Source organism: Klebsiella sp. JN_Kp126, from assembly GCF_033843325.1.
Lineage (GTDB): Bacteria > Pseudomonadota > Gammaproteobacteria > Enterobacterales > Enterobacteriaceae > Klebsiella > Klebsiella michiganensis.
Genome location: NZ_JAWXQV010000054.1, coordinates 16,310 through 39,694 on the forward strand (window position 1 = coordinate 16,310; position 23,385 = coordinate 39,694).

The 23,385-nt window shown below is 54.0% G+C and carries 21 protein-coding genes; all 21 read right to left on the bottom strand.

Annotated features, from left to right (window positions below; translation table 11 throughout):
* Positions 1 to 133: 133 nt before the first annotated feature.
* Positions 134 to 1,495 carry a NosD domain-containing protein gene (locus SIK97_RS11160; RefSeq protein WP_032751737.1) on the bottom strand — a complete coding sequence of 454 codons (1,362 nt, stop codon included), beginning with the start codon at positions 1,493 to 1,495 and terminating at the stop codon, positions 134 to 136.
* Positions 1,496 to 1,554: 59 nt separating this feature from the next.
* A complete protein-coding gene (locus tag SIK97_RS11165) occupies positions 1,555 to 3,243 on the bottom strand; it encodes a glycoside hydrolase family 32 protein (protein WP_057174186.1) in 1,689 nt (562 codons plus the stop codon).
* Positions 3,227 to 4,648: a glycoside-pentoside-hexuronide (GPH):cation symporter gene (locus SIK97_RS11170; protein WP_032751738.1), complete on the bottom strand. Its 1,422-nt coding sequence runs from the start codon at positions 4,646 to 4,648 to the stop codon at positions 3,227 to 3,229. The genes SIK97_RS11165 and SIK97_RS11170 overlap by 17 nt, the downstream gene beginning before the upstream one ends.
* 70 nt (positions 4,649 to 4,718) lie before the next feature.
* Positions 4,719 to 5,729 carry a LacI family DNA-binding transcriptional regulator gene (locus SIK97_RS11175; RefSeq protein ID WP_025106553.1) on the bottom strand — a complete coding sequence of 337 codons (1,011 nt, stop codon included), beginning with the start codon at positions 5,727 to 5,729 and terminating at the stop codon, positions 4,719 to 4,721.
* A 323-nt stretch (positions 5,730 to 6,052) separates the two neighbouring features.
* The gene (locus tag SIK97_RS11180) at positions 6,053 to 6,634 is read right to left on the bottom strand and encodes a helix-turn-helix domain-containing protein (protein ID WP_032751739.1); all 582 of its coding nucleotides are present in this window, start codon (positions 6,632 to 6,634) and stop codon (positions 6,053 to 6,055) included.
* Between the two features lie 31 nt (positions 6,635 to 6,665).
* Entirely contained in the window at positions 6,666 to 6,938 is a 273-nt protein-coding gene (locus SIK97_RS11185; protein ID WP_057174187.1) for a YceK/YidQ family lipoprotein, read from the bottom strand.
* Between the two features lie 13 nt (positions 6,939 to 6,951).
* Positions 6,952 to 7,809, bottom strand: coding sequence for a small-conductance mechanosensitive channel MscS (gene mscS, locus SIK97_RS11190; RefSeq protein WP_032751741.1), 858 nt, complete (start codon positions 7,807 to 7,809; stop codon positions 6,952 to 6,954).
* A 199-nt stretch (positions 7,810 to 8,008) separates the two neighbouring features.
* Positions 8,009 to 8,299: a hypothetical protein gene (locus SIK97_RS11195; protein ID WP_025106549.1), complete on the bottom strand. Its 291-nt coding sequence runs from the start codon at positions 8,297 to 8,299 to the stop codon at positions 8,009 to 8,011.
* Positions 8,300 to 8,469: 170 nt separating this feature from the next.
* Positions 8,470 to 10,194, bottom strand: coding sequence for a PglL family O-oligosaccharyltransferase (locus SIK97_RS11200; RefSeq protein WP_223852522.1), 1,725 nt, complete (start codon positions 10,192 to 10,194; stop codon positions 8,470 to 8,472).
* A gap of 1 nt (position 10,195) precedes the next feature.
* Positions 10,196 to 10,891 (bottom strand): molecular chaperone, encoded by a 696-nt coding sequence (locus SIK97_RS11205; RefSeq protein WP_049079696.1) that lies wholly within the window; start codon positions 10,889 to 10,891, stop codon positions 10,196 to 10,198.
* A 7-nt stretch (positions 10,892 to 10,898) separates the two neighbouring features.
* The gene (locus tag SIK97_RS11210) at positions 10,899 to 11,414 is read right to left on the bottom strand and encodes a fimbrial protein (protein WP_048263232.1); all 516 of its coding nucleotides are present in this window, start codon (positions 11,412 to 11,414) and stop codon (positions 10,899 to 10,901) included.
* Complete coding sequence (locus tag SIK97_RS11215; RefSeq protein ID WP_049079695.1) at positions 11,414 to 11,956, bottom strand: fimbrial protein; 543 nt, start codon at positions 11,954 to 11,956, stop codon at positions 11,414 to 11,416. Before SIK97_RS11215 ends, SIK97_RS11210 begins: the two co-directional genes overlap by 1 nt.
* Before the next feature lie 9 nt (positions 11,957 to 11,965).
* On the bottom strand, positions 11,966 to 13,024 hold the full coding sequence (locus SIK97_RS11220) for a fimbrial protein (RefSeq protein ID WP_181251329.1): 1,059 nt from the start codon (positions 13,022 to 13,024) through the stop codon (positions 11,966 to 11,968).
* Positions 13,024 to 15,654, bottom strand: a complete 2,631-nt coding sequence (locus SIK97_RS11225; protein WP_077270586.1) for a fimbrial biogenesis usher protein — start codon at positions 15,652 to 15,654, stop codon at positions 13,024 to 13,026. The genes SIK97_RS11220 and SIK97_RS11225 overlap by 1 nt, the downstream gene beginning before the upstream one ends.
* A 19-nt stretch (positions 15,655 to 15,673) precedes the next feature.
* Positions 15,674 to 16,411 carry a fimbria/pilus periplasmic chaperone gene (locus tag SIK97_RS11230; protein WP_025106542.1) on the bottom strand — a complete coding sequence of 246 codons (738 nt, stop codon included), beginning with the start codon at positions 16,409 to 16,411 and terminating at the stop codon, positions 15,674 to 15,676.
* A gap of 46 nt (positions 16,412 to 16,457) precedes the next feature.
* Complete coding sequence (locus tag SIK97_RS11235) at positions 16,458 to 17,015, bottom strand: fimbrial protein (protein WP_014227395.1); 558 nt, start codon at positions 17,013 to 17,015, stop codon at positions 16,458 to 16,460.
* A 71-nt stretch (positions 17,016 to 17,086) separates the two neighbouring features.
* Positions 17,087 to 17,647 (bottom strand): fimbrial protein, encoded by a 561-nt coding sequence (locus tag SIK97_RS11240; RefSeq protein ID WP_049079694.1) that lies wholly within the window; start codon positions 17,645 to 17,647, stop codon positions 17,087 to 17,089.
* 325 nt (positions 17,648 to 17,972) lie between these two features.
* Positions 17,973 to 18,668 carry a winged helix-turn-helix transcriptional regulator gene (locus SIK97_RS11245; RefSeq protein ID WP_032751994.1) on the bottom strand — a complete coding sequence of 232 codons (696 nt, stop codon included), beginning with the start codon at positions 18,666 to 18,668 and terminating at the stop codon, positions 17,973 to 17,975.
* A gap of 597 nt (positions 18,669 to 19,265) precedes the next feature.
* Positions 19,266 to 19,856, bottom strand: a complete 591-nt coding sequence (locus tag SIK97_RS11250) for a DapH/DapD/GlmU-related protein (RefSeq protein ID WP_032751746.1) — start codon at positions 19,854 to 19,856, stop codon at positions 19,266 to 19,268.
* Positions 19,857 to 19,910: 54 nt separating this feature from the next.
* Positions 19,911 to 21,176, bottom strand: a complete 1,266-nt coding sequence (locus SIK97_RS11255) for an MFS transporter (RefSeq protein WP_032751995.1) — start codon at positions 21,174 to 21,176, stop codon at positions 19,911 to 19,913.
* 41 nt (positions 21,177 to 21,217) lie between these two features.
* Positions 21,218 to 23,341: an alpha-galactosidase gene (locus SIK97_RS11260; protein ID WP_032751747.1), complete on the bottom strand. Its 2,124-nt coding sequence runs from the start codon at positions 23,339 to 23,341 to the stop codon at positions 21,218 to 21,220.
* Positions 23,342 to 23,385: the final 44 nt, after the last annotated feature.

Sequence of the window (23,385 nt, forward strand, 5' to 3'; positions counted from 1 at the left end):
TGGGATAAGGTGAATAAAAATATTCACCTTTTATATTTTCTTTTTTATTTAGCAGAAGAATGAATGAAATAACGTGTAATCTGCCTCCTTAAATAACGTCATTCGCTATACGGATTAACAAACAGAGTGAATATTAATTTCCAGCAACCGGTGTCGCCCTGAAGGCATTACGCGCTCGGTCTATGACCACCTGTGCGTCACTGCCGCTATCAAGTATCGTGTTTTGCGCGGATTCTTTTTCTACCTGCACGGCGACCGCATCGAGTTCTTTTAACCTGGCCGTCGTAAGCAAAGCGCTGACCTGCGCCGCAAAGCAGGCATCCTCTTCGGAGGGCTGCGCCTGCGCCGCTGACGTCTCCGTGGTCGCCACGATATGGTTATTCGCAATATAATTCCCTTTGCCGGAAACAAGGCGGATGATGACCGGTTTTATTCCCTGCGGCTTGAGATACTGGACATCAATCGTTTCGGAAATATGATTAGCAATAACCGAATTATTACTGCCGTTTATATGCAGCAAGCCATAGGCATCATCCAGGCCGTTGTCATAGGCCTGCATCGGCGGCCAGGGTTCACGATCGCGCAAGAAATGGTTTGCCGAGATCAGATTCTCCGCACAGTTGTTCTCGAGAACGAGCATTCCCGGATAAAATGAATGGAATCGATTGCTGGTGATACTAGAGCGGACCACGCCCGATAAGTGCACGCTGCTTGCGCCACGGGGGAAAATATTGTTGGTAGAAATCAATAACCCCCCGAAGTTTTGCGCGTAAATAGAATAGCCTTTATAGCCCGCGCCAATCAGGTTATCGGTTATTTTTGAAGCCTGCCCGGCGCCACGCAGCTCGATACAGTTACCGCATTCGGCGATAAAGTTATTATGGATCGCCATTGCATCGCTATTGTACGTGGTGAGGCCATGCTCCAGATAGATAAATCCCATCCCGGTAATGCGGAAAGCGTCCTGCGCGCTGGCGATATAAATCCCGGTTTTGCCGTTCGTATAGCTATTTTCCGGGTCGTTGTTTCCCAGCCCATCATCAACAAAGTGCAGACCATCGATACAGAAGTTTTCGAACGCCACCGAACTGATACGCGGCGCCCCGCTGCGTTTCACGTAAAATGCAGCGCCAGCGTGTTCTTCATCGCCGGGCTGCGGGCAGAGATCGACCAGGATACGGCTCCCGCCCGGCCATATATCGTGCAAATTCGCCCACTCGTCCGCCGGCGTATTAAAGCGAATGCTCGAGGAGACAAAACCATGCCCGGAACCCATAATTTTTAAATAACTGATATCAATTAAGACCTGCGTCTTCAGATGATAATCGCCGGGCGGAATATAAATCGCGGCGCCCGGTTTACCCCCGTCGTTAATATCGGTTTCAGTTTGTCGTGATTTAATATCGGCGAGAATACTGTTAATGACTTCGCCAATATCCTCATACGGGTTGCCGACGTGCCACTGCGTAACATCATAATAATTTTTACGTACCATGAAAAACCGCCTCTAATGATAATAAGAAATCGAACATCAACGCTTAAATTTGACTTTGCTTATTCCTGCGAATACGTCGAGCGATATTGCGTAAGCTGTGCCGGCGCGCCGGAGAGCTGGATCCGGGTGAGCTGACTGCATGAGTAATAGCGTCGCGTACCGCATACGCTGCCCTGATTTGCGAAGACCTCAACAATCCCGGCATCAAAACACAGGGTGACGTCGCTGACGCCGGCCACCGGCGCGCGGTAACGCCCATCGTCCCGGCCTTTTTCATATAGCGTCAGATTTTTACCCTCCTGTTCGAGGATGATTTGCTGGCCGCTATCGCCCGTTAACGTCAAACGGAAACCACCGGCAGGCATAAAGGTTACAATGCCGGCTTTACAGCCTTTCTCATTAACCCAGATATCACCGTCATCCAGCGCATGGCGGCTGACGACCAATGATTCCGGCGGCAGCTCCGGCATCATGCATAGCCGCTGCTGCGCATTGAGATGAAAGCGACGCGGGAGCGACATTTCCCCCGAGTAAGCGGAATCCACCGGTTTCTGGGTCGCCCAGTTATATAACCAGGCAAAGCCGATTCTTCGGTCGTCCTCGCCCCAGGTTTGCAGGGCGTAGAAATCCGTACCGAAATCTAAAGTTTGTAGCGGCTGCTCGGACGGCGTGAAATAGCCGTTCCGGAAAGTACCGGTCTGGGCAAAAAGCAAATTATGCCGCCTGGTTGTCGGCTCCGTGTAGCCAACGACGCCGATAATTAATACCCATACGCCATCCAGGCAGAAGAAATCCGGGCATTCGACGCAGCGACCGCCGTTTTCGCGAAAATAGCCGGGAGCGACATACAGCACATGATGGAACGTCCAGCGTTCACTATCCGCAGAGTGAAAGAGCAGCATCGCCGGATCGCCGTTTACCGACGCGCCGAGGATCATATAAAAAGTGGCATCGGCCTCTTCGTACCACACTTTTGGATCGCGGAAATCGCAGTCCACGCCCGCAGGCAGGTCGGTTAAGACGGTTTTTACCCATTCCGGCTTATCGTAGTCGTCGTGCGCAACGGCCATTTTCTGCACTTCCCGGTAGCCGCGATACAGATCGTAAGCCGGGAGCCGTTCGGTATACCAGAAGCGGGTTTTTCCTTGTTTATCAATATACGCGCTGCCGGAAAACGCGCCGCCCGTCGCGCCCAGCGCCGAAAGATTCTGCTCTGGCTGGAGGAAAACCGGATAATGCCGCCAGTGATACAGATCGCGGCTCACCGCATGATTCCAGTGCATGGGGCCCCATTGGCTGGAGTGCGGATGATACTGGTAAAACAGATGCCACTCGCCGTTCTTGTAGTGCAGCCCGTTAGGATCGTTCATCCAGCCGGTACGGGGCGAGAAATGCAATGCCGGACGCAGCGGCTCCCGCAGATACTCGTCAGCAATATCCTGACCGCTCATCAGGCGCAAATCCTGCCCGGCTGTCGCGATAAAGGTAACGCCGCGCGCGCGCAGTGAATCCGGATGCCAGGTGTAACAAAGCGATATCTCGCTATATTCCGGCAGCCACTCCAGGGTGGCAACGCCGTCCTGAAACGAGGTCCAGGTAAAATACTGGAAGTAGCGCGGCGCCTCCTGAATCTTAAATACAACCTGACCGTTCACGCGAATAGAAAACAGGGGTTGCGCCGCCGGTTCGGACGCTTTCAGCCACAAATCAATGCGCTGACCTTGTTTAATATTAAATGACAGGGACATCCTGAACCTCCTGTGGTTGACCGCGACCTTTTTCCAGCTCACGTTTTGCAAGATCCGTTTTGATTTTCTCAAGGAACGCGTTATTCAGCTTGAAGTAGCGCACCAGATACGCGCTGATGAAATAACTCACCATCGGCAGCAGTGAGAACATCATGATAATGCCTTGAATGGTCTGCGAATTTTGCTGCGGCTCATTCGCGACATAGCCGGTAAACGCCAGAATCCAGGCGACGATAGCGCCGGCGACCGCCAGCCCCATTTTGAGCATAAACAGGTTTCCCGCGAAGGAGATGCCGGTCAGGCGTTTACCAAATTTCCAGTCGCCGTAGTCATCGACATCGGACATCATTGCCCACAGAATGGGGCCAGACTGAATTAAATGCAGAACGTTGATAATGATGAATAGCGTCATCAGCGGGGTCAGGGATTGCGGATCAACAAACCACAGCGCAAATGAGAGAATGCCGAGAATAATATTAATAATGCGGAACAGCGCCAGCTTATCAAAGCGATCGGTCAGCGGTTTGGCAAGCACGCTGCCCAGCATATTACAGGCCACGCCCAGCGCCATAAAGAAGGTAATAAATCCGACCGACTCTTTCATGACGTAAGTAGCATAATAGATAGTGACGCCGCCGCGGATAAATGCCGGGAAAACGTTGAGGAAGGTAATAGTGATCATCAAGAGCCACTGATCGTTTTTGATAATATCCCGCAGGTCTTTCTTCAACGACTCGTTTTGCTTAACCGACACCACCCGCTCTTTAATGCTGGAAAAGCAGAACAGGAACATCAGCGTTGCCGCACCGCCCATAATGATCATGGTTAGCTGGAAACCTGAGGCGCGGTCGCCGTTACCCAGCCAGTCCGTTAACGGCAGAATAGAGGAGGAGATAATTAATGTTGCCAGGCCATTAAGGAAAAAGCGCCACGACAGGCAGCCCATGCGCTCTTTCTGATTGAGCGTAATGACGCCGCCGACCGAGCAATAGGGAATATTAATCGCGGTATAAATCAGCGACATGACCAGATAGGTAACCCAGGCATAGATAATCTTGCCGTTCATGCTCAGTTCTGGGGTCGTGAACATCAGTACCGCGCCCAGACCAAACGGAAACGCCATCCATAATATCCATGGACGGAATTTTCCCCAGCGCGTCACGGTGCGGTCGCAGATGGCCCCCATCAGCGGATCGCTAAAAGCGTCAAAGATGCGGATAACCAGGAATAATGTGCCCACAACCCCGGCGTTCAGGCCATATACATCGGTATAAAACCACGTAAGATAGAGGGCCAGTACGCTCCATATCATTCCTGAACCAGCGTCACCCATGCCGTAGCCGATCTTCTCCCTCAGCCCCAGCTTTTCATAAGCGCTTGGCTTTTCCATTGCGGTAGCAGACATAAATATACCTATTTTTTGTTAAAAGGAGCCCATGGCGCCAAATGTCGCGCCATTTCTAAACATAAATCCCTTACAGGGAAGTAATATTAATTTTTACGCTGCTCTCACGAATAATTAACCGCGAGACAATTTCGTGCATTTCAATACTGTCCGGCTGCTGTTGATGTTTCACCATCTGAAACGCGAGGTGCGCAATTTCATTTACCGGCTGTGCAACGCTGGTGATTTTTTTAGTTTGCGCCAGCAGGGTATTATCAAAGCTGGCAATTGCAATATCTTCAGGAACGGAGATACCCTTTTCTTTTAGCCCATCGATAATATAGTTTGCCGCAATATCGTTATACACTAACAGACATGTACAGGTTCGCGTCGGCTCGCTGAGTTTCTCGATAATGTCATCAAGAATACTAATATGGCCTGATATCTTTTCACCCTCGCCTTTGGCTATCCAGAACGAATTATCTCTAGCAAGCTTTAAACCGTGACTCGCTATTTTTTTGCTGTACGACGAAACCTTGCGGCTATCCACCCCTTCCTGGGCAACAAAGCCAAATGAAAGATGGCCCGTATGAATAAAATGTTCCGCAATACTTTCCGCCCCCCGATCCTGGTTAATCGATACGGAATTGAAGAACCGGGACACCTGGGTGACAACGGCGACCGGGATCCGGGTAATGCTTAACCATTCTGAAAGTTCAGCTTCAGCTTCTGTCGGCACCCATAGCAAGCTGTCAATGCCCATCCCCACTAAGGTCTGAATAATATGTTTATCCTGCTGCGGCTGATTCTGATGCGTTTTAACGATCACCGATTTGCCGATATACCGGGCCTCTTCTTCCACCGTCGCCAACAGTTCGCAGAAGTGAGGATTCACCAGATTAGGCAACACCACACCAATCAGCCCTGAACATTTCCCGCTAAGCTGAAACGAACTCTTGCTGGGGACATAGCAGAGGTAATCCATCGCATCACGCACCGCCTGCCGCGTTTCCGGCACGACGCTGGGATGATTGTTGAGCACTCGCGACACGGTCGCCGTCGAGACCCCAGCTCTTTTCGCTACGTCTTTAATGGATGCCATGATGATTGAATACGCCCCCTAACACTGGCGCTCACTATAAATGGCGAGCGCGGTTGAAAATGTAAGCCAGTTCACATGTTGCTTTGTTACATGGAATCACGTTTAGCCTTCGCAAATTCATCACCCTATTAGGGGTTTTTATTAAAACCTGGCGAGAATATATTACGGACACCATCAACAGGAAAGCAGAATACAGGAAGGGAGAATAAGAGATTATGCTATTGCTGCGGGATGGCGTTGGCTGGCGCGATAAATACGCAGCATGCGGGGATCCGGGGATGGCCTATGAACGCCTGGCCACGGCAGCCTGCGGCGCGCGACCATTAGCGTTTAAATTGTAGAATTAAAGATGACATGCTGGGCGCGCCGAGTTTTTTCAGCGCTTTGATTTTATGCGTGCTCACGGTTTTAATCGTAATACCCAGTGATTTCCCTATGTGATGATACTGTTTTCCGCAGCACAGCATCCTGATAACTTGATACTCTTTATGGGTCAGCAGGGCCTCCCAGCGGGAGATATAATTATTACAATGGTAGCCCTTCAGTATCAGTGTAAAATATTGCCATATTTCATCTTCAGTTGAGGAAACATGATAGCGCGCATAATGCGGCAAATCGGAAAGGCTGCTCCAGAATGAGCGAAAAACAAACACGGCGATGTCTCTGGCCTGCCTTTTTAGATAATCGCCAAAAACAAACGCATCGTAGATGTTTTCTCCTTCACCAAACGTTTCCATTAGCACGCCGGAGAGCGCAATGCTCTCCATTAGCGTTTTTAAGCTTTTCAGATCATGACAAAAGTGCAGCCGAATGGCGGTCAGTGACTTTTGTTCTTGCAGGCTACTTAGCCCCAGACAGAAATAGCGATTCGGGGACATTACGGCCACATCTAAAATAGAACTCATAATGAATTAACACCATTTTATAATATATTTTTTATTTTGCGGAGTGAATTGACCACGGGCCGTGAAAATAATCAATCGGCAGCATCAGCGTATCACCAATAAACGACAGCGGCGTATCCAGAGTCCATAATGTCCCCTGAAGATAATTATAATCATACTCGCTGTCACCGCGGATCACCGCGATATCCGTTTTAACCCCTGGATACCACGTTTCGCCCTCCGCCAAAGAGGTTCTTCCCATGACGCTGCCGCAGCCCGTCAGCAGGAAACAGACAGCCATACACACCATCGCTTTCGCATTCATATCATCTCAGCCATCAGGATAACGTCGGTACCGTGCCGGCGACGCGAATATCCATCTGCGGATAAGGAATCGCAATATGATGTTCGTCCAGCGCCTCTTTAATATTCTCCAGCAGATCGTAATAGGTATCCCAGTAGTGGGTGTTTTTCACCCACACGCGCACGGTAAAATTAAGTGACGAGGCGCCAAGTTCGGCCAGACGAACGGTGGTATCACGCTGCCGATCGATGCGTTTGTCAGCATCGATGACCGCCAGAATAACGCGCTTCACTTCCGCAATTCGGCTATCGTAGCCGACGCTAATCATCAAATCGATACGCCGGAAGGGATGGCGCGAATAGTTAACGATACTGTCGGCGATAATTTTGCCGTTCGGGATCACCACGTCTTTATTATCCGCGGTGAGTAAGGTGGTGGAAAATATATGTACGGTTTCCACCACTCCGGTAATGGCGCCGATCTGCACCAGGTTTCCGGCCCGGAAAGGACGTAGCGTGACTAACAGTACGCCAGCGGCAAAGTTTGATAGCGATCCCTGCAGCGCAAGCCCCACCGCCAGCCCTGCCGCGCCGATGACCGCAATAATTGAGGACGTTTCTATACCTAAACGGCCAAGCGCGGCGATGGCCGCAAACGCCAGCGTGATATAGCGCACCAGGGCGGCAAAGAAATGGACAACCGTAATATCTACCCTGCGCCGCAGAAGTATTTTCTCGATACCTTTAGATAATAAGGTTGAGACAACCCGGCCGATAAAAAAGAGAATACAAGCGGCAATCACGTTCCAGCCATACTGAAGAATTGTATCACCATGCCCTTTTAACCATTCCAGCGAAGAAGAGATCTCCGGAAACAAAACCACCTTAGCCATATATATTATATCTTTTCTGCGTAAAATATATGAGGAATAGTATAGAGGAATATGTGGGGATTCAATCAACTCGCGGTAATAAAACGATCGTAGATTGTAAGAATAATAAAATTATGTAATTTCTTGCTAACATCTTAATTTTGAGATGAGATAAATATCTTCAACCCGATGAGCTGAAGATATTTAAATGTCATTAAACTTAATAGTAATTAATCGTTAACTGTTCCAGCTGCTTTTGTTTATCAAGAAATGTTTTTTGCACCACGGCATTACTGACATCCAGCGAAACGCTGCTGACGTGCGCCGCGGAATAATGAGAAACGGTCTTATCGCGATAACAGAATAATTCATTTTGACCGGGCTTGTTCCAGCATCCCGACTCCACAACGGTGCCAATGAAGCGGACTTTTCCGGTATGGCCGGCGTAGCAGAAAGAAGAAGTGCAGGCGAGAAGTAAAGCCGCTGCGGCAGTGCATTTACGTGCGTCCATGGGGTAACACTCCTGTGTTGGGCATTTTTGAAATCAATTTCAAACCACAGGAGATAATTACACTGCTAATTATATTCGATCAATGCTTTTTTAGCCCCGACCGGCAATATACGTAAAAAGGCTCAGCTGCCTCTGCGACGCTGAGCCCGCGGTCATAACCGGCATCGGCACTACGATGAAAAACGCCGGTCCTCAGGATAGAGCCGCCGGGCCTCCTCGCGCAAAGCCCGGGCGTTTTTCTGTTGCCCAAGATACCGCTCGACGTTAATAAGATTGTTGTACATATCGGCGTCGTTCCACACCGCAATCCAGCGCCTGCCGATCTGGTTGAAAGCCTCCAGGTCCTCCACGTTAGCGCTCGACTGATAGCGGATGATATAGCTGAGCGCCCGATCTTTACGCAGCCTTTCGCTGCCGATGCCGATGTCATGCAGCCGCAGTACGCGGCTGGCAAAACGCTGCGGCGACTGCTGAAAAGCGGTCAGGTAGTGCCCCTGCCAGAAGGCGCAGCCGGTGAGCAGCGCGCCGTAGCAGGCCAGGATCATCAGCGCGCAGGGTACCGGCCGCGTGGAGGGCGCGGTGAATGCGGGCAGTGGCGCCTGTTCGCCGGACGGACAGCGATCGGCCAGGTTAACCAGGATAAGAACGAACAACCAGTGTACCGGCGATTGATACAGCGGATACTCCAGCTGCGTGTGCAGCAAAATGGGCATCAGGCAAGCCAGCAGCGCCAGCTGCCGTACGCCGGGGCGGCGCAGTAGTAGCCAGAATCCGCTAACGCCCAGCACCAGCAGCCCGAGCAGGGCGACCGCTCCGCCCTCGACCCACCAGAACAGCAGGTCATTATGCGGATAGGTTAACCCCGGGACCCGACGGGACAACGGCGGGACGCTATCGGCCACGAAATGGGCAAAGGACCAGGCGTATCCCCCGTAGCCCCAGCCGACGATCGGATGCTGCAGTATCATGTTCCAGGTCTGCTGCAGAATAAAAACCCGCTCAAGATTCGAGCCGTCATGTTCATGCAGGGCGTTGAGTAACGAGACCGATAGCAGGGCAAGCCCCAGCAGCACGCCGGCCACCGGCGCCAGCACGACACGCCAGCGGGCCCCGCGCGCGGCGGAGCGGCGTAACGGCGAGAAACAAAAAATGGTCACTATCATCAGCCAGCAGACCACGCCGCCCAGCCATCCGGTGCGGGATTTCAGCAGGGTCAGCGTGGCGTAGAGCAGCCCGAGCCCGAGCGCGCTTCCCCACTGACGATATCTCTCCCTCGCGACGCTGCGGCAGACAAAGCGGGCGTCGGCCGCCAGCCACAGCAGCACCGCGGCGCCGGTGGCAATAAAGGAGCCGGTGACGTTGCGTTGCAGAAAAACGCCGATCGCGAACTGACCGGCCTGGCGCTGCGCCGCCTGCGCTGGCAGCGGCAGCCACGCCGGATGGCCGATCCCCACCAGCGCATAAACCGCCTGAATCAGAGTAGCGGCGACGCTCAGCCACAGTACGGTCTGCTGCTGACGCGGCGTGAGCCGACAGTTCAGCAGCAGATAATAAAACGCCACGCCCGCCCACAGGCCCGCCAGGCGCGGGAAGGCATCCAGCCGCCAGTCGACGGAGGGGCTCCAGAGCAGGGGCAGCGTCAGCAGTAACGCCGCTAGCGCCATGCCGCGCAGGAACGGGCTGCTGCGCAGTCTCTGATGCCGCAAAAACCAGGCGCAGCCGACCATAGCGACCAGCAGCACGCACCAGACCAGCAGCGGTTCCGGTAAATCGGCGCCGCTGCCGCCGGTGCTGGGCAGGACAATATGCATGACGCCAAGCAGGATCAGCGCCAGCATCATAAGGAGCCAGCGGGAGGCCGCCGTTTCCGGCGCTCCCCTGAGTTCTGCGTGCATCTTATTGCCCCTTCCTGGCCTGCGCATCGGGCGAAATACGCATGGCCGGCATGGCCCGACCATAGTCGTTAAGGGTCTGCCACTGCAGCGCGCAGCCGCCCTGCGCCGGACACCACGCCACCGAGCGGCTGGAAAGCGGCGCGACCATCCCGGCCCCGGCGATACTCTGGCCGTTGACCTGCATATTCAGCAGCGTGACGTAAAACGGCGTCGGGTTCTGCACCGTTACCGTTTTACCCTGGCGCCGCCAGGTCAGCTGGCGATAAGCCTGCTGTGAATCCCCTTGTACGCCTTTCGGGCGATAGAACAGCTTCATGCGGCTGCGCACCGCAATCTGCAGGGTATTCTGCTGCTGACTGTCGGCCTGAGGGATATTGGCCACCGTGACCCAAAACAGACTTTCGCGGTCCGCCGGCAGCTGGCCGCTGGTGTACATCACGCGAATTTCATTTTCTTTGTGGCCGTTTAGCGCAAAGACTGGCGGCGTCGCCACGAAGGGCACCGCCGCGTGCGGGTCGCCATCGGCGACGATTTTGCTCAGAATCAAGTAGCGCGAGGGCGATTGATTGATCACCCGGAACGATATCGATGGCTTACCCTCATTATAAATAAAGCGGGTTCCCCCGATGACCACGCCCGCCTGCGCCTGAAGGGATAAGGCGCTGAGCGCCAGCAGTACAGCGATTTTTCTCAACATGGACAGGCTACTGATAGGTCAGGCTAAAGGTGGTCGTGGCGTCAACGCTGCCGGCGGTAACCGGGCTGCTCGTCGCTACCATCTCACCGTAAAAGGTGAGGTTCTGGCTGGTTTGCTGCGGGTCGAGCGTATACTGGCGGCTGGCGCTGTTCAGCGGCACCAGCGTACGCTGGCTGTCTAAGATCGCCACCCCGACGCCCGCGGCGCTGCCCGCCTGGCTGGTTAACGCCAGCAGGGCGCTGTTGGTCGTATCCGCCTCGCCGGTAAAGGTTAATGAGACCGCCGACGCCGCGCTGCCGCAGTTTTCCAGCCCGATGGTGAACGCTATCGGCTGGGAGGCGCTGCCGGCCGCGGTAAACTGTTTCGCCGCAATGTCGCCCAGGGTCACCTGCTGGTTCGCGGTATCGGTGGTCACGGTGCAGGTGTTTCCCTGGATCGTGCCGGTAATGTTTACGGTGCCGTCGTGGGCCAGCGCTGAGCAGGACAAGCCGGATAGCGATAACAGCAGGATCGTCTTTTTCATTATTGATAGCTCACATCAAAATAGAGTACCGAAGAGGCGTTGCCGGGCGTAACCGGCACCGCGGTAGCTTTATAGCGCAGGCGAAACGTCAGATCGTTATTGCCCTGGGTAATCGGGTACCCGTTATCGGTACTGTTAATCGCAATCGCGTTCATACTGCTGTCCAGCAGCTCAATCGCCACGCCGCTGGCCATTCCGCCGCCGCCGGAGGTATCGGAGAGGGCTAACAGCGATGGGTCGGAGCCGTCCGACGTGCCGCTAAAGGCCACCGTCGACTGGCTGATCGCCGAGGTGCAGTTATTTAATTTGATATCAAACTGCTTCCACTCCGAGGTATCGCCGACGCTTTGAAATATCCCGGCGCTGAAATCGCCGATATGGATAGTCTGGTTCTGGCTGGCGGTGTCGATATCGCAGCTTTCCGCGACGATAGTGCCGGTCATATCCAGCTCGACCTGGCCGCTATCAATATCATCGGCGATAGCGCTATGCATACCCGCGAGCGCCAACAGCAGGGGAAAGAGTGTTTTTGCCGCTTTCATCTTTTTTCCTCAGGCGAAGTCAACGCGAATATAGGCCGTCGCCGAAAAGGTCCCCTCTGCCGGGGCATTTCCGGTGGTGCTAATCGGCGCGGCGTGGAAGGTCACCGTCGCCTGCAGGTTGTCGTCCAGCTGGAAAGGGATCAGGCCGCTGTTCGGCTCAATCACCTTGCCGCTGTCATCGGTGATCTGCACCCCGACATCGTCGTTGCTGGTCTTAATCGCCGCCGGTTCATCCGCCGAGGCTTCCGCCTGGAAGCGCAGGGTTAAGCTGGCGTTAGCATCCATCCCGTTACATTTGATCGGTACGGTGATGGTTTTCGGCGTATAGCCGGCGGGCATCTGGCCCTTATTTTTAAATTCGCCCGACATAAAGGAGCCAAAATCGACGGTGACGATTTGCCCGGCGTTAACGGAACAGGTTTGAGGGACGATAACCTGGCCACTTATGTATACACTCGCATATGGCATTCCCCCAAAGGTGGGTTGCTCACTATCTAAAGCTACAGAGGCGTAAATATTTACAATATTTGTTGACGGTATTTCAACCGAACCAACAAATGCTTTCTTTATATAAAGTGATAACTTACCTTTCGAGCCAGTACTGACATCTAGCGTTCCCGCCTCCCAATCGCTGCATGGTTCGTATACCCCATTAGGTACAGCATTCCATGGAAGAGGAAGATATTGATTAACTTTGCCAGCCATATAAACACTAGCAGCTACCTCTAAGTAATCATTCACAGAATAGTACTGTTGCTCACCGTCATTATGCCCAACCGGGAGAGAAGTCTGTGATGTGAAATATTCACCAAACCCTTTAATACTGCCGTCTTCGCCACAAGCACAAGTAGCATGATACATCTGCCCTAAATCCCAACTAAAAGCATCCGGAAAGGAAGTGCCTGTGGCGTTCTGAGAACTATCAGTAATGGTTTTTGTTCCAAAATTGTACGAAAAAGATTGTGTTCCACCAGTCGGCGTACACCATCCAGTATCTCCCCATGCCACCGACGACCACCCCGTCAGCGTTATACCCAGAATTAAAAACAACCGCGTAAATAACTTCATCACTGACACCTTTCACTTAATTTATTCACCGGCTGCTGCTTCGCGCTCTCCGGAAGTTGATATTTCACCACGCAGTGCTGTCCGGCGCTCTCGCCCCACTGCACTTCCAGCATGCCGTTCAGCGGCAGCCCGGCGAGGTAGGCCTGGCCGTCGTCGCCGACGATGGTGCTGTTGCCCGCCTTCTGGCTGACCGTGGCGCCGAACGGCACCGGCTTGCCGTTATGCATCAGGGTCATCAGCGCGCGCACCCCGACGTGGGCGTTAAATTCGGCGCGCACCAGCGCCCCCTGGGTCGGCACCACGTTGGTGACCGCGTCTTCAATATCGACGTTCTGCCCCATGGAGTTGGTATCCAGCGCCACGCGGTTCTGGCGATAGGTGGTGGCGTACGGGATCACCGCGTAGCCGCGCCAGTCGGTTTTCACCCCGGTGGCGTTTTCCAGCTCGACCCCGGCCGCCCCCGGCGCTTTCACCAGAATATTGGTGTCGCCGAGCGGCTGGCTGAGGGTGACGCCGTTGCGGTGAACCACCAGGCCGCCGCTGACCCCGTAGTTCACCTGATGGTAGCCGTCGCTGTAGTTGTAGCCCGCCTGCAGGTTACCGTAGGTGCCCTGATAGCTCATGTTGGCGTTGCCGCTGTTGCTGGTGCCGTGGTTGCCGTCGCTCTCCTGCACGTTATAGCTCAGGTTGTTATCCGCCAGCAGCGTCCCGTTGATGCCGGTGGTCCCGGTGGTCTTACCGTGCTGATCGGTGGTGGTGCCAAAGCTCATATTGGTGGTGTTGGCCGAACGGTAGATATCCGCGCTATGGTTGCTGGAGAGCCACTGGCCAATCGGCAGCGAAATATTAAAGGCGTAGATCTGGTCCGCCTCATCTTCCCCCGGCGACTTGTCATAGTTCCACGTCAGGCTATAGGAGATGCCGTTCCAGCTGCCGTTATAGCCCACCTGCAACATGCGATCTTTCTCATCGGTGTGCCAGTAGGTCTGTTCGGAGCCGGTGACAAAAATCGAGCCGATTTTGCCGACCTGCTGCGAAATATTAAGCTGCGCTTTGCCTTTTTTGGTGTAGTAGAGATCGTAGTAATCGGTCCACACCGGCTTATCCTGCTTACCGTCGTGATCCTCATCTTTCCACTCATTGTCGCCGGTATAGCCGCTCATGCTTTTATATGTCGTCTCGTCGAGGGTGTAGAACCCCTCCGTCGAGTAGCGGTAGCCCAGCAGCTGGAAGTTGGTGCCGAGATCGTTCAGCGCCTTGGCGTAGAGGAAGCGCACCGACTGGCCGTCGTGCTGGCTACCGTCGGCGAGGGTGCTGTTGGCCTGGGTGATATCGGCGGAGATCGCGCCGAAGTCCCCCATGTTCAGCCCGGCGCCCAGCGCAAAGGCGTGGTAGTCGTTGCTGACCTGCGAACCGCCGTATAGCGTGAAGCCATGCGGCAAACCGTAGATTGCCGTTCCCTGGGCGAAATTAACCTCATCCTGATCGTCGTTGGTGCTGCGGTATTTACCGGCGGTCAGGGCGTATTTAAGCCGCCCTTCGCGCTGCAGCAGCGGCACCGCGGAGTACGGCACGGTAAAGGTATTTTCGCTGCCGTCGCTCTCTTTTACCGTCACCTGCAGGTCGCCGCTCGACGAGGTCGGGTAGAGATCGTTAATGGCGAAGGCGCCCGGCGAGACGTAGGTCTGGTAGATAACGTAGCCGTTCTGCTTGATGGTGACCCTGGCATTGCTCTTCGCAATCCCGCGCACCGTCGGCGCAAAGCCCTTCAGGCTGTCCGGCAGCATATTGTCGTCGGAGGCAATCTGGACGCCGCGAAAGCCGAGGCTGTCGAAAACGTCCGACGGGGTGTAGCTTTCCCCGAGCGTAAGCTCCGCCTTCAGCGGCGCAATCGTACGCTCGACGTAGGTGCTGATATGCTCCCACTTGTTCTCCGTTTCACCCTCGCCGCTGGTGTAGTTCCAGGTGGAGTAGTCGCGCAGGCGCCAGGCGCCGAGGTTCAGGCCGCTTTGCAGGTTGAGATAGTAGCTGTCCTCTTTGCTATCACCACCGCTGTTGCCGCCGGTGAAGTCATAGTTCAGCAGCAGCGCGTTGATCCCCTGGTCCCACTCTTCCGGAGGAATGTAACCGCGCGCGCTCTGCTTCAGCGCCGCCTGCGGCACGCTGATGTTCAGCTGCTGATGCTCAAAGTCGAACTCAGTGGTGGCTTCCGGTATGGCGGCAAAGGGCACGCACTGCTCCGGCGCCAGCTTCGCCAGGTCCGGGAAGGCTTTGGTATTGACCCCCATCTGTTCCAGACGCGCGGTGGTGAAGCACGGCGCCAGCCCGGTATCATCCTGGCCGCCTTTTGCCGCTTTAAAGTTCACGTCTTCCGTGGAGACCAGCTGCTTATTCAGATAAATATCAACGTGATATTTACCCGGAGCCTGGCTATCGCCCTTTTCAAAATGCGAAAGATCGGCCACCGCGTTAGGGTCGTCCGATAAGAATGCGGGGTTAAAATAGTTATCCGCCAGCGCGGATAACGGTAATGCCGATAAGGTTGCCGGCAAAATAATACGGTATACCCGACGCCGGGCAAATAGAACCTGCATCACCGCGAGGGTGATATATTTTATTTTTAACGTCATTATTTTGCCGACCTGTTTATTATTCTATTATGGCTTTCTGTTCGGGCGAGTTTGCCCCGTAATCATTAATGGTCTGGAAGGTGATATTTCCCTGCGCGTTCGCCGGCAGTTTTAAATCCGCCTGCGACATCGGCGCCACCATTGTCGTCGGTAACGTTGCGGTACCGGCGTGAATCTGTACCAGCGTCATATAATAGGGCGTGGGATTTTTCACCGTCAGGGTATTACCGCTTTCGTGGAAGCGCAGCTTCGCCGGCGCATCGATCGAGGCCATCGGCAGATTTTTCGGGCGGACAAAAAGTTTAATCCGGCTCAGCACCGCGATCTGCAGGGTATTTTTCCCTTTGGTGTCTTTTGCCGCCGAGGGAATCGCTTTAACGTTCACCCAATAGAGGCTTTCGCGATCCGCCGGCAGATTATTCGGCCCGACGTACATAATGCGCAGCGTATTTTCTTTCTGCGGCTTCATCACAAACAGCGGCGGGGTGATGACAAAATCGCTGCTTTTGCTTTCGCTGGCGTTTTCCACCCATGACTGAATTAAAAAGGTGGCCTTCGGGTCGGTATTATTCACCGCCAGTGAGACCTGATTATTGCCCTGCGGATAGATGACGCGGGTGGAACCTAATGATACCCCGCCGTTCGCCGCGGCGTGCGCCTGGGTTTCGGTTTGCGCCTGCGCCGCGGGCGCGGCCAGACCGGCACCGGCTAACGCCAGCGCAACCAGAGACAGGCGGGAAAAAGAAATAACGGACATAAAGTGCCTTTCACAATAAAGATTTGCCGCGGACGGCATCAGGAAATTACAAATAGGTTAACGTGAACCAGGTTTGTGCGTTTGCATCCCCTGCCACGACGGTTCTCGAGGTCGCGCGATATTTGGCGACAAAATTGAGTACGGTCGTATTGTCCTGAATAGCGGTAAAATTCATCGGCTGCGTGTTCGGGATAATTTGATTTCCCTGATTATCAAAAATGCCTAACCCGACGCCCTGCGCGCTCTGCGCACCGTCGGTCACCGCCAGTACCCCCGGATCTTTGCCATCCGTCAGGCCGCGAAAGGCCACGCTGACTTGCTGGCTTACCGTGGTATCGCAATCCTTCAGCGTAATGGTAAACGCCTGCGGATCTGTCCAGCTTCCCAGCCCATGAAATTCATTGGAGCGCACCTGCCCCATCTCAACGGTTAAATCCTCGCTACCGGCATCCACCGCGCAGGCGGCATTGACCACGGCGCCCTGAAACTCAACGTCGCCGCCCTTTACCGTTACCACGTGGTGGTTGCCCGCCTGTGCCAGAGCGGGAAACAAAAACGCCCCCGCGAGGGAAAACGCCTTCAGCCGTTGTGTAGTGAAATTCATATCTACTCCTTTCAATGACACAGCCGCCGTCCCTGGCACAGGATCCCTAAATGAAAATGACTGACGCGACCTTACTGGTAAGTCACGTTGAACGTGGCAGTGGTGTCCACGCTACCGGCAGTCGCGGTATCCGCAGTCTGGTAGTAGTCAGCGGAGAAGTTCAGGGTGTTGTCGCCGTCGATCAGCGTAACTGCCTGAGACGCGGTACCCAGATCCAGCGCAGAGCCGTCTTTGTCATAAATCTGGATGCCGACGCCTGCCGCGTTGCCCGCGCCAGAGGTGTTGTCCAGCACGCCAGCTTCGCCCGCCGCCGCGTTACCGTCGAAGGTCACAGATGCCTGAGAAGCGATGGTGGTATCGCAGTCAGCCAGCTTAATGGTGAACGGGGTTTTCTGGTTAGCCACGGAGTCTTTACCGGTGAAGGCAGACAGTTTAACCTGGCCCATGTTCACCACCTGGTTGGTGGTATCTGCGGTTACCGCACAGGCTGCATCGACAACAGAGCCTTTAAACTCAACGGTGCCGCCCTGAACGGTGGAAGAAGACCCGCTGGTCGCTGCCATCGCAGAAGAAATACCGCCAGCCATAACCATTGCCAGAACGACGCTTTTTACCATAAATGCTTTTTTCATTTTTAATCCATACACATTAAATTGATTTTGTATTCCCTCATTAATTACCGTTTACTTTTTTATGGCCGAAGCAATTACCAGGGAACGTTCCCCGCGGCGATAAAAAAGACGGTTTAAATATAAGAAGACACTCCGTGTTGTCCTGGGAATAATTCTTACAGAGAATTTTATTAATCTAAATCAATTTTTTCGTCCAAAACTGGACATTCGAAAATGATGCAAGTCAATAATGATAATTACGTATAAAAATCATGATGTTAATAATGCAAAGAGCTGGTGTGTCTAAAAAACAGGCGTTGTTGTTAGTATACTGTTATGAAGTTATTTAAAAATCGATAGGAATTCGTTTATTAATTCCCTTCAGCACGCCTCGATGGACGCTGATGTACTCCCCCTTGCGCAGTTCAGACAGGACGTACAGTATTCCGCTGCGGGAAAGATTGGTGCGCCGCTGGATAAAATTGAGCACGTTAATCTGCTCGCGATATTCCTCAGGATAGGAGCCGAGTTCCAGGATCAACGTCCGGATCATGATGAATGATTCCACGCCAATAAACTCCTTCTCGCGGATGGCCATTACCAATAAGCGATGGGCCAGAATCCGGGCGATATCATGCCAGAGATTTTGCTCGTCCATAATCTCCACAAACTTAGCAAGCGGAACCAATTGACCAGAGCAAGAGGTTTCCGCAGAGAAAAAGTGCTTCGGCCTGGCCTCTACGTCGTAAAAGGTACTATATCCATCAATCAGCCCCAGTACCGAGGGGGAAAATAGCGTGGTTATCGCCATATTATTTTCACTATGGCAAACCACGCCGGTTCCCTCGAGCAGGAGGAATATATTCGCGTTATTTTCAGTATCGCAAAATTCAAATCGCTCGTCCGGCTGCAGCTCAAACGGCGTGCTAACCGGCAGCAGCGCCTGCATAATACGCTGGATCGCCAACAAAGGCCGGGTATTACGGCCAAACGCAAAGGAGCGTAAGGCACCACGGTCAAAATCTTCATCGATAATAAACATTTTTTTCTCATTTTTGGCCTGCGACATTACTCAATTAAAATACTAGCACCAAATTTAAAGGAAATAAAAAAAATTAAAACATCCTTTAAGTTCAATAATTTAACATCATCACTCTATTTTTAAGTTGCCGCTCCCCCTGGTGATATATCGACAAAAGCATTTCTCTTTTTTTGCATGCAAAAAATACGCTCATCGGGGAGAAATCCATTACTTTCGCCATCCATAAGATATAAATTTATTCACATAAAAACCACATAAAAATGCTATAAAAAATCACATTATCATAAAAAATAATGGCTAAAATGATAATTAATAAGCCAGTAAATAACCATATTAACGCGTACTCTCCTCCGCCGAAAAAGACGCAGAAAATGAATAAAAAATCGAAAAATAACGATGGCAAACGTTTGTCTGATTATAGTGGAAGGGGCTAACTTTCACGGGAAATAAGCATTCTGCGTAACGCGCGCAGTACCCGGGCAATGAATAGTCAGGCAAAAGCATCATGATGTCCCGGCGGAAATGCGTCCGCGCAGGCAGATTGCGCGACGTCTACCCGGGAGGGGGCATGAAGCGCCCGCCCGGCGCCGCGATAATTTACGCTGTAAACAGCTGAAATTTCTCTTTATCGCTATCGGCGATCGCTCTTAATACCCGGCAGGGGACCCCAGCGGCGACCACGTTCGCCGGTATGGAACGGTTCACCACGCTGCCGGCGCCAATGACCGAGTTTTTTCCGATGGTGACGCCTGGGTTGATAATCACCCCGGTGCCCAGCCAGACGCCGTCTTCAATCACCACCGGCTGAGAGAACTGCTGCTGGGTGTGCCGCAGATCCGGATGAATCGGATGGCCGGCGGTGGAAATGGTCACGTTGGGCGCAAACATCACGTTATTGCCGATGATAATGTCGGCATCATCGACCAGCGTCAGGTTGAAGTTCGCGTAAAAATTATCGCCAATGGTGGTGTGGGTGCCGTAGGCCACATGAATCGGAGGCTCTATCCAGCACTGCTCGCCCACGGCGGCGAACATCCGCTGAATAATGTCGTTTCTTAATTCCTGATTAAAGGGGTGCGAGTGGTTGTATTCGTAAGCTCGCGCCTTGCCCATCAGCCGCTGCTGCGGTAACCCATATCCTGAATCAAGATAAAGCTCGCCGCTGTTCATTCTTTCCTTCATATCCATGGTCAATATTTCCTCATTTATCAATCACATCCTTGTGAATTATCGGACTGTTTTCTACACCGTCATCGCGCTATCGCTCATCTTTTCCGACGTTGCCTTACCCGATAAGGTAAAGGCGGAGATTAACGTGACGCTCAGGGCGATGCCGCCAAGGATCATATAGGTATCCTGGAAACCGATACGGTCATACATATTCCCGGCAAAAGCGGAGAGAAAGATCGCCGCCACCTGTTTGGAAAACTGGAAGCCAACCAGGTAAATCGTCGCCGACAGGCGGACGTCAAACACGCCGGTAATATATTTAAACGCGCCTACCAGCAGGAACGGGACTTCCAGCGCATGAAGCATTTTCAGCGCCACCACTTCAGCGGCCGTCGTGGCGAACGATGATCCGATCATCCTTGCCGCCATCACCATGCCGGCAATCAGCAGGGTATTCTTCGCGCCGATGCGGTTAATAATCCACGGCGAGCTGAACATAATAATCGCGTTGCATATTTCCCCGGCGGTGGTCGCAAAACCAAAGGCGCGAGTGCCCGATTCCGGGGTGGCAAAGAAGGATTTAAAGAAGGTGGCGAACTGCTGATCGAAAACGTCATAGACGCAGGCGACGCCGATGACGTAGAGAATAAACATCCACATTTTGCGCTGACGGAACATGCGTACGGCGGTTTTTAAATCCACCGATGAGCGGTTAGCGCCCAGCGAGTCCATCACCTGTGCGGTCTGGCTGGCCTGCGGTTTCGCGATGGCCACCAGCACGACCAGTACCAGCGCGGCGGCCGACCCCATCCAGAACACCCACTCGGGGTTAACGCTGAACAGCATCCCCGCCGTGGTGGCGCACAGCGCCCAGCCGAGGCAGCCAAAAGTCCGCGCTTTGCCGTACTCAAACCCGCTGTTGCGGCTCACGCGTTCGATATAGGCTTCCATCGCCCCGGCGCCGGCGGAGAACACAAAGCCGATGTAGGCCCCGCCGCTCAGCGCCCCGAGCCAGATATTGGTTTTCAGCAGCGGCGCAAAAACGTAAAGGAAAAAGGGCGCGATCAGCACCAGCAGCACCGTCACGATCCACATCAGATGCTTTTTCAGCCCCAGCTTATCGGAGATCACGCCCAGTATCGGCTGAAAACAGATGGCAAACAGCGACAGGCTGGAGAAAACAATGCCGGTCTCGGTTTTATTCAGGCCGATGACGTCCGATAGCCAGATCGGCAAAAACGGAAAACAGGTGGCCATGATGAAAAAGTAGAGAAAGAAGAACAGCCCGAAAATCCAGAAATTGGGGTTGTTTTTATGGGTACAGACGGTCGGGTTCATGGTGTATTCCTCAAAAAGGGCCGACGCGCGGCCCGTCGTCATCACACGCGTTGCAGGCCAATCAAAATGGCGCTTTCCGGATCGAGGACTGGCAGCGCCAGCCCCGCCTGTTGCAACCACTCACCGCTGACGGTCTGCGGCGTCGTCATCCATTCCGGCAGCTTACGCATGGTATGGCCGCCCTCTCCCGTAATCTGAATATCGGGATGGTCGAGCAGCGTCACCTCGTAACGGGCGCCCGCGTCCAGCCCCGCCACGCGCAGCGGCGCCATCAGGGTGTAGTCCGGCATCGCCAGCTGGCTGACGAGGAAAATCGCCCGATGCCGATCCTCGCTCACCACGCCGTGCGCAAGGGTTGTAGCGTCCGGCATATCGATACGCCACTGCACGCCGTGATGAATGACATCGCGCCACTGCTTATGCAGCGCCGCGTATTTGCGATAGCCCGCGCGCTCCTGCTCATCGGCGGTCACCGGGTCCAGCTCAAGCCCCATATGACCGAACAGCGCCGTCAGGCCGCGAAACGCAATGCTGTGCTGGCGGAAGGTGGCGTGGCAGCGGCGGTTACCGATGTGCGCGCCCATCACTTCCGGCGGGAAGAAGTAGCTCATGCCGCGCTGGATGGTGTTGCGCTCAAGGGCATCGTTATTGTCGGAAGCCCAGAAACGATGGCTGCGCTTCAGCACTTCATAATCGATACGCCCGCCGCCGGAGGAGCAGGATTCAAATTCAATATGCGGGAAACGGGCCACCAGCGTATCCAGCAGGCGATAGAACTGACGAGTTTGCGCATCGGCGGCGGCTTTGCCGTTATGGGCAGGCTGCACCAGCTCGCGATTCATATCCCACTTCACATAGTCCACCGCGTGTTCGCCCAGCAGCCAGCTCATCCGTTCCAGCAGATAATCAAAGGCTTCAGGGATATTCAGGTTCAGGACAAACTGATGACGCCCGGGGATCGGCGTATAGCCCGGCAGCGCCAGCAGCCAGTCGGGATGGGCGCGGTATAAATCGGAGTTCGGGTTAATCATCTCTGGCTCAACCCAGATGCCGAACTCCATCCCCAGCGACTTCACATGGTCGATAACCGGCGTCAGACCGTCAGGGTATTTTTCCTCATCAAGATACCAGTCGCCGAGCGCCGCCCAGTCGTCGTTGCGCCCTTTAAACCAGCCGTCATCAATGATAAAGCGCTCCACGCCCAGCTCCGCCGCCTCATCCGCCATGCGCATGATGTACTGCGGGTCGTGGTCGAAATAGATCCCTTCCCAGGTATTGAGATGCACCGGGCGCGGCTTGTTGTCCGGGAAGCGAATAATCTGTTCGCGCAGATAGCGGTGGAACTGCTGGCTCATGCCGTTCAGCCCCTGCGCCGAATAGCTGGCGTAGAGGTTCGGCGTCCACAGCGTTTCCCCTTCCGCCAGCGCCATTTCTCCCGCCAGATAGAGCGCTTCCGCCTGCAGATAGCGGCGACCGTCGGTTTTCACTTCCGCCCGCAGGCGGTGGTTACCGCTCCAGCCCAGATGCACGCCCCACACTTCGCCCTGCATCTCGCTAAAAGCGCGACTGCCGGTAATCAGCGCCGGAAAATGTTCGTGAGAAGTGCGTCCACGACGGTTTTCCAGCACAAAGCTGTCGTGTTCAAGGGTCAGACGATGGGGCTGGAATTCGCGGATCCAGCGGCCATGAAAGGCCATGACTTCGCGGGCGCGCTCGGCGACCGGCAGCGTGACCGCCAGGCGGTCCACCTGCCACGGCTGCGGGCGCAGGTTGGTTAAACCATGACGAACGCTGAGCACGCCGCTGCTATCAAGCTGAATTTCACTGCACAGCCGCAGGCCCGCCTGCGCGTCTTCGCTGAGAAGGGTTAAATTCTGCCCATCCTGCACCACCTCGGTCGTGGTAAACATCGGTGAGGCGTCCAGCCCCTGGCGGTGGCCTTCAATGCCCGGCGCGCCAAACAGACCGTGGCCCAGTTCGGCCATTAAGGTTACCGGGGAATCGACGTCGAGGCGGCCATTGGCCACCGGGCGGGCGATGCTGGCCGCATCCTGCGGCGAAAAGTGGCTTAAATGCGGCCCCCAGTAGATAATTTCGGCGAACGGACGAGTTTTTATCACCACATCGGCCGCTGCGCTTTGCAGGCGTAAAATCGAATCAGACATGAGACATCTCCAAACAAGGAATGCCTTACTGTTGATCCGAAACG

Coding starts and splice junctions, on each gene's coding strand:
- mscS (WP_032751741.1), bottom strand. CDS start 7,809: ATGGCTAAGGTGGTTTTGTTTCCGGAGATCTCTTCTTCGCTGGAATGG.
- SIK97_RS11210 (WP_048263232.1), bottom strand. CDS start 11,414: ATGAAAAAGACGATCCTGCTGTTATCGCTATCCGGCTTGTCCTGCTCA.
- SIK97_RS11235 (WP_014227395.1), bottom strand. CDS start 17,015: ATGAATTTCACTACACAACGGCTGAAGGCGTTTTCCCTCGCGGGGGCG.
- SIK97_RS11220 (WP_181251329.1), bottom strand. CDS start 13,024: ATGAAGTTATTTACGCGGTTGTTTTTAATTCTGGGTATAACGCTGACG.
- SIK97_RS11200 (WP_223852522.1), bottom strand. CDS start 10,194: ATGCACGCAGAACTCAGGGGAGCGCCGGAAACGGCGGCCTCCCGCTGG.
- SIK97_RS11215 (WP_049079695.1), bottom strand. CDS start 11,956: ATGAAAGCGGCAAAAACACTCTTTCCCCTGCTGTTGGCGCTCGCGGGT.
- SIK97_RS11260 (WP_032751747.1), bottom strand. CDS start 23,341: ATGTCTGATTCGATTTTACGCCTGCAAAGCGCAGCGGCCGATGTGGTG.
- SIK97_RS11225 (WP_077270586.1), bottom strand. CDS start 15,654: ATGACGTTAAAAATAAAATATATCACCCTCGCGGTGATGCAGGTTCTA.
- SIK97_RS11240 (WP_049079694.1), bottom strand. CDS start 17,647: ATGAAAAAAGCATTTATGGTAAAAAGCGTCGTTCTGGCAATGGTTATG.
- SIK97_RS11185 (WP_057174187.1), bottom strand. CDS start 6,938: ATGAATGCGAAAGCGATGGTGTGTATGGCTGTCTGTTTCCTGCTGACG.
- SIK97_RS11170 (WP_032751738.1), bottom strand. CDS start 4,648: ATGTCTGCTACCGCAATGGAAAAGCCAAGCGCTTATGAAAAGCTGGGG.
- SIK97_RS11255 (WP_032751995.1), bottom strand. CDS start 21,176: ATGAACCCGACCGTCTGTACCCATAAAAACAACCCCAATTTCTGGATT.
- SIK97_RS11160 (WP_032751737.1), bottom strand. CDS start 1,495: ATGGTACGTAAAAATTATTATGATGTTACGCAGTGGCACGTCGGCAAC.
- SIK97_RS11195 (WP_025106549.1), bottom strand. CDS start 8,299: ATGGACGCACGTAAATGCACTGCCGCAGCGGCTTTACTTCTCGCCTGC.
- SIK97_RS11230 (WP_025106542.1), bottom strand. CDS start 16,411: ATGTCCGTTATTTCTTTTTCCCGCCTGTCTCTGGTTGCGCTGGCGTTA.
- SIK97_RS11180 (WP_032751739.1), bottom strand. CDS start 6,634: ATGAGTTCTATTTTAGATGTGGCCGTAATGTCCCCGAATCGCTATTTC.
- SIK97_RS11250 (WP_032751746.1), bottom strand. CDS start 19,856: ATGGATATGAAGGAAAGAATGAACAGCGGCGAGCTTTATCTTGATTCA.
- SIK97_RS11175 (WP_025106553.1), bottom strand. CDS start 5,729: ATGGCATCCATTAAAGACGTAGCGAAAAGAGCTGGGGTCTCGACGGCG.
- SIK97_RS11165 (WP_057174186.1), bottom strand. CDS start 3,243: ATGTCCCTGTCATTTAATATTAAACAAGGTCAGCGCATTGATTTGTGG.
- SIK97_RS11245 (WP_032751994.1), bottom strand. CDS start 18,668: ATGTTTATTATCGATGAAGATTTTGACCGTGGTGCCTTACGCTCCTTT.
- SIK97_RS11205 (WP_049079696.1), bottom strand. CDS start 10,891: ATGTTGAGAAAAATCGCTGTACTGCTGGCGCTCAGCGCCTTATCCCTT.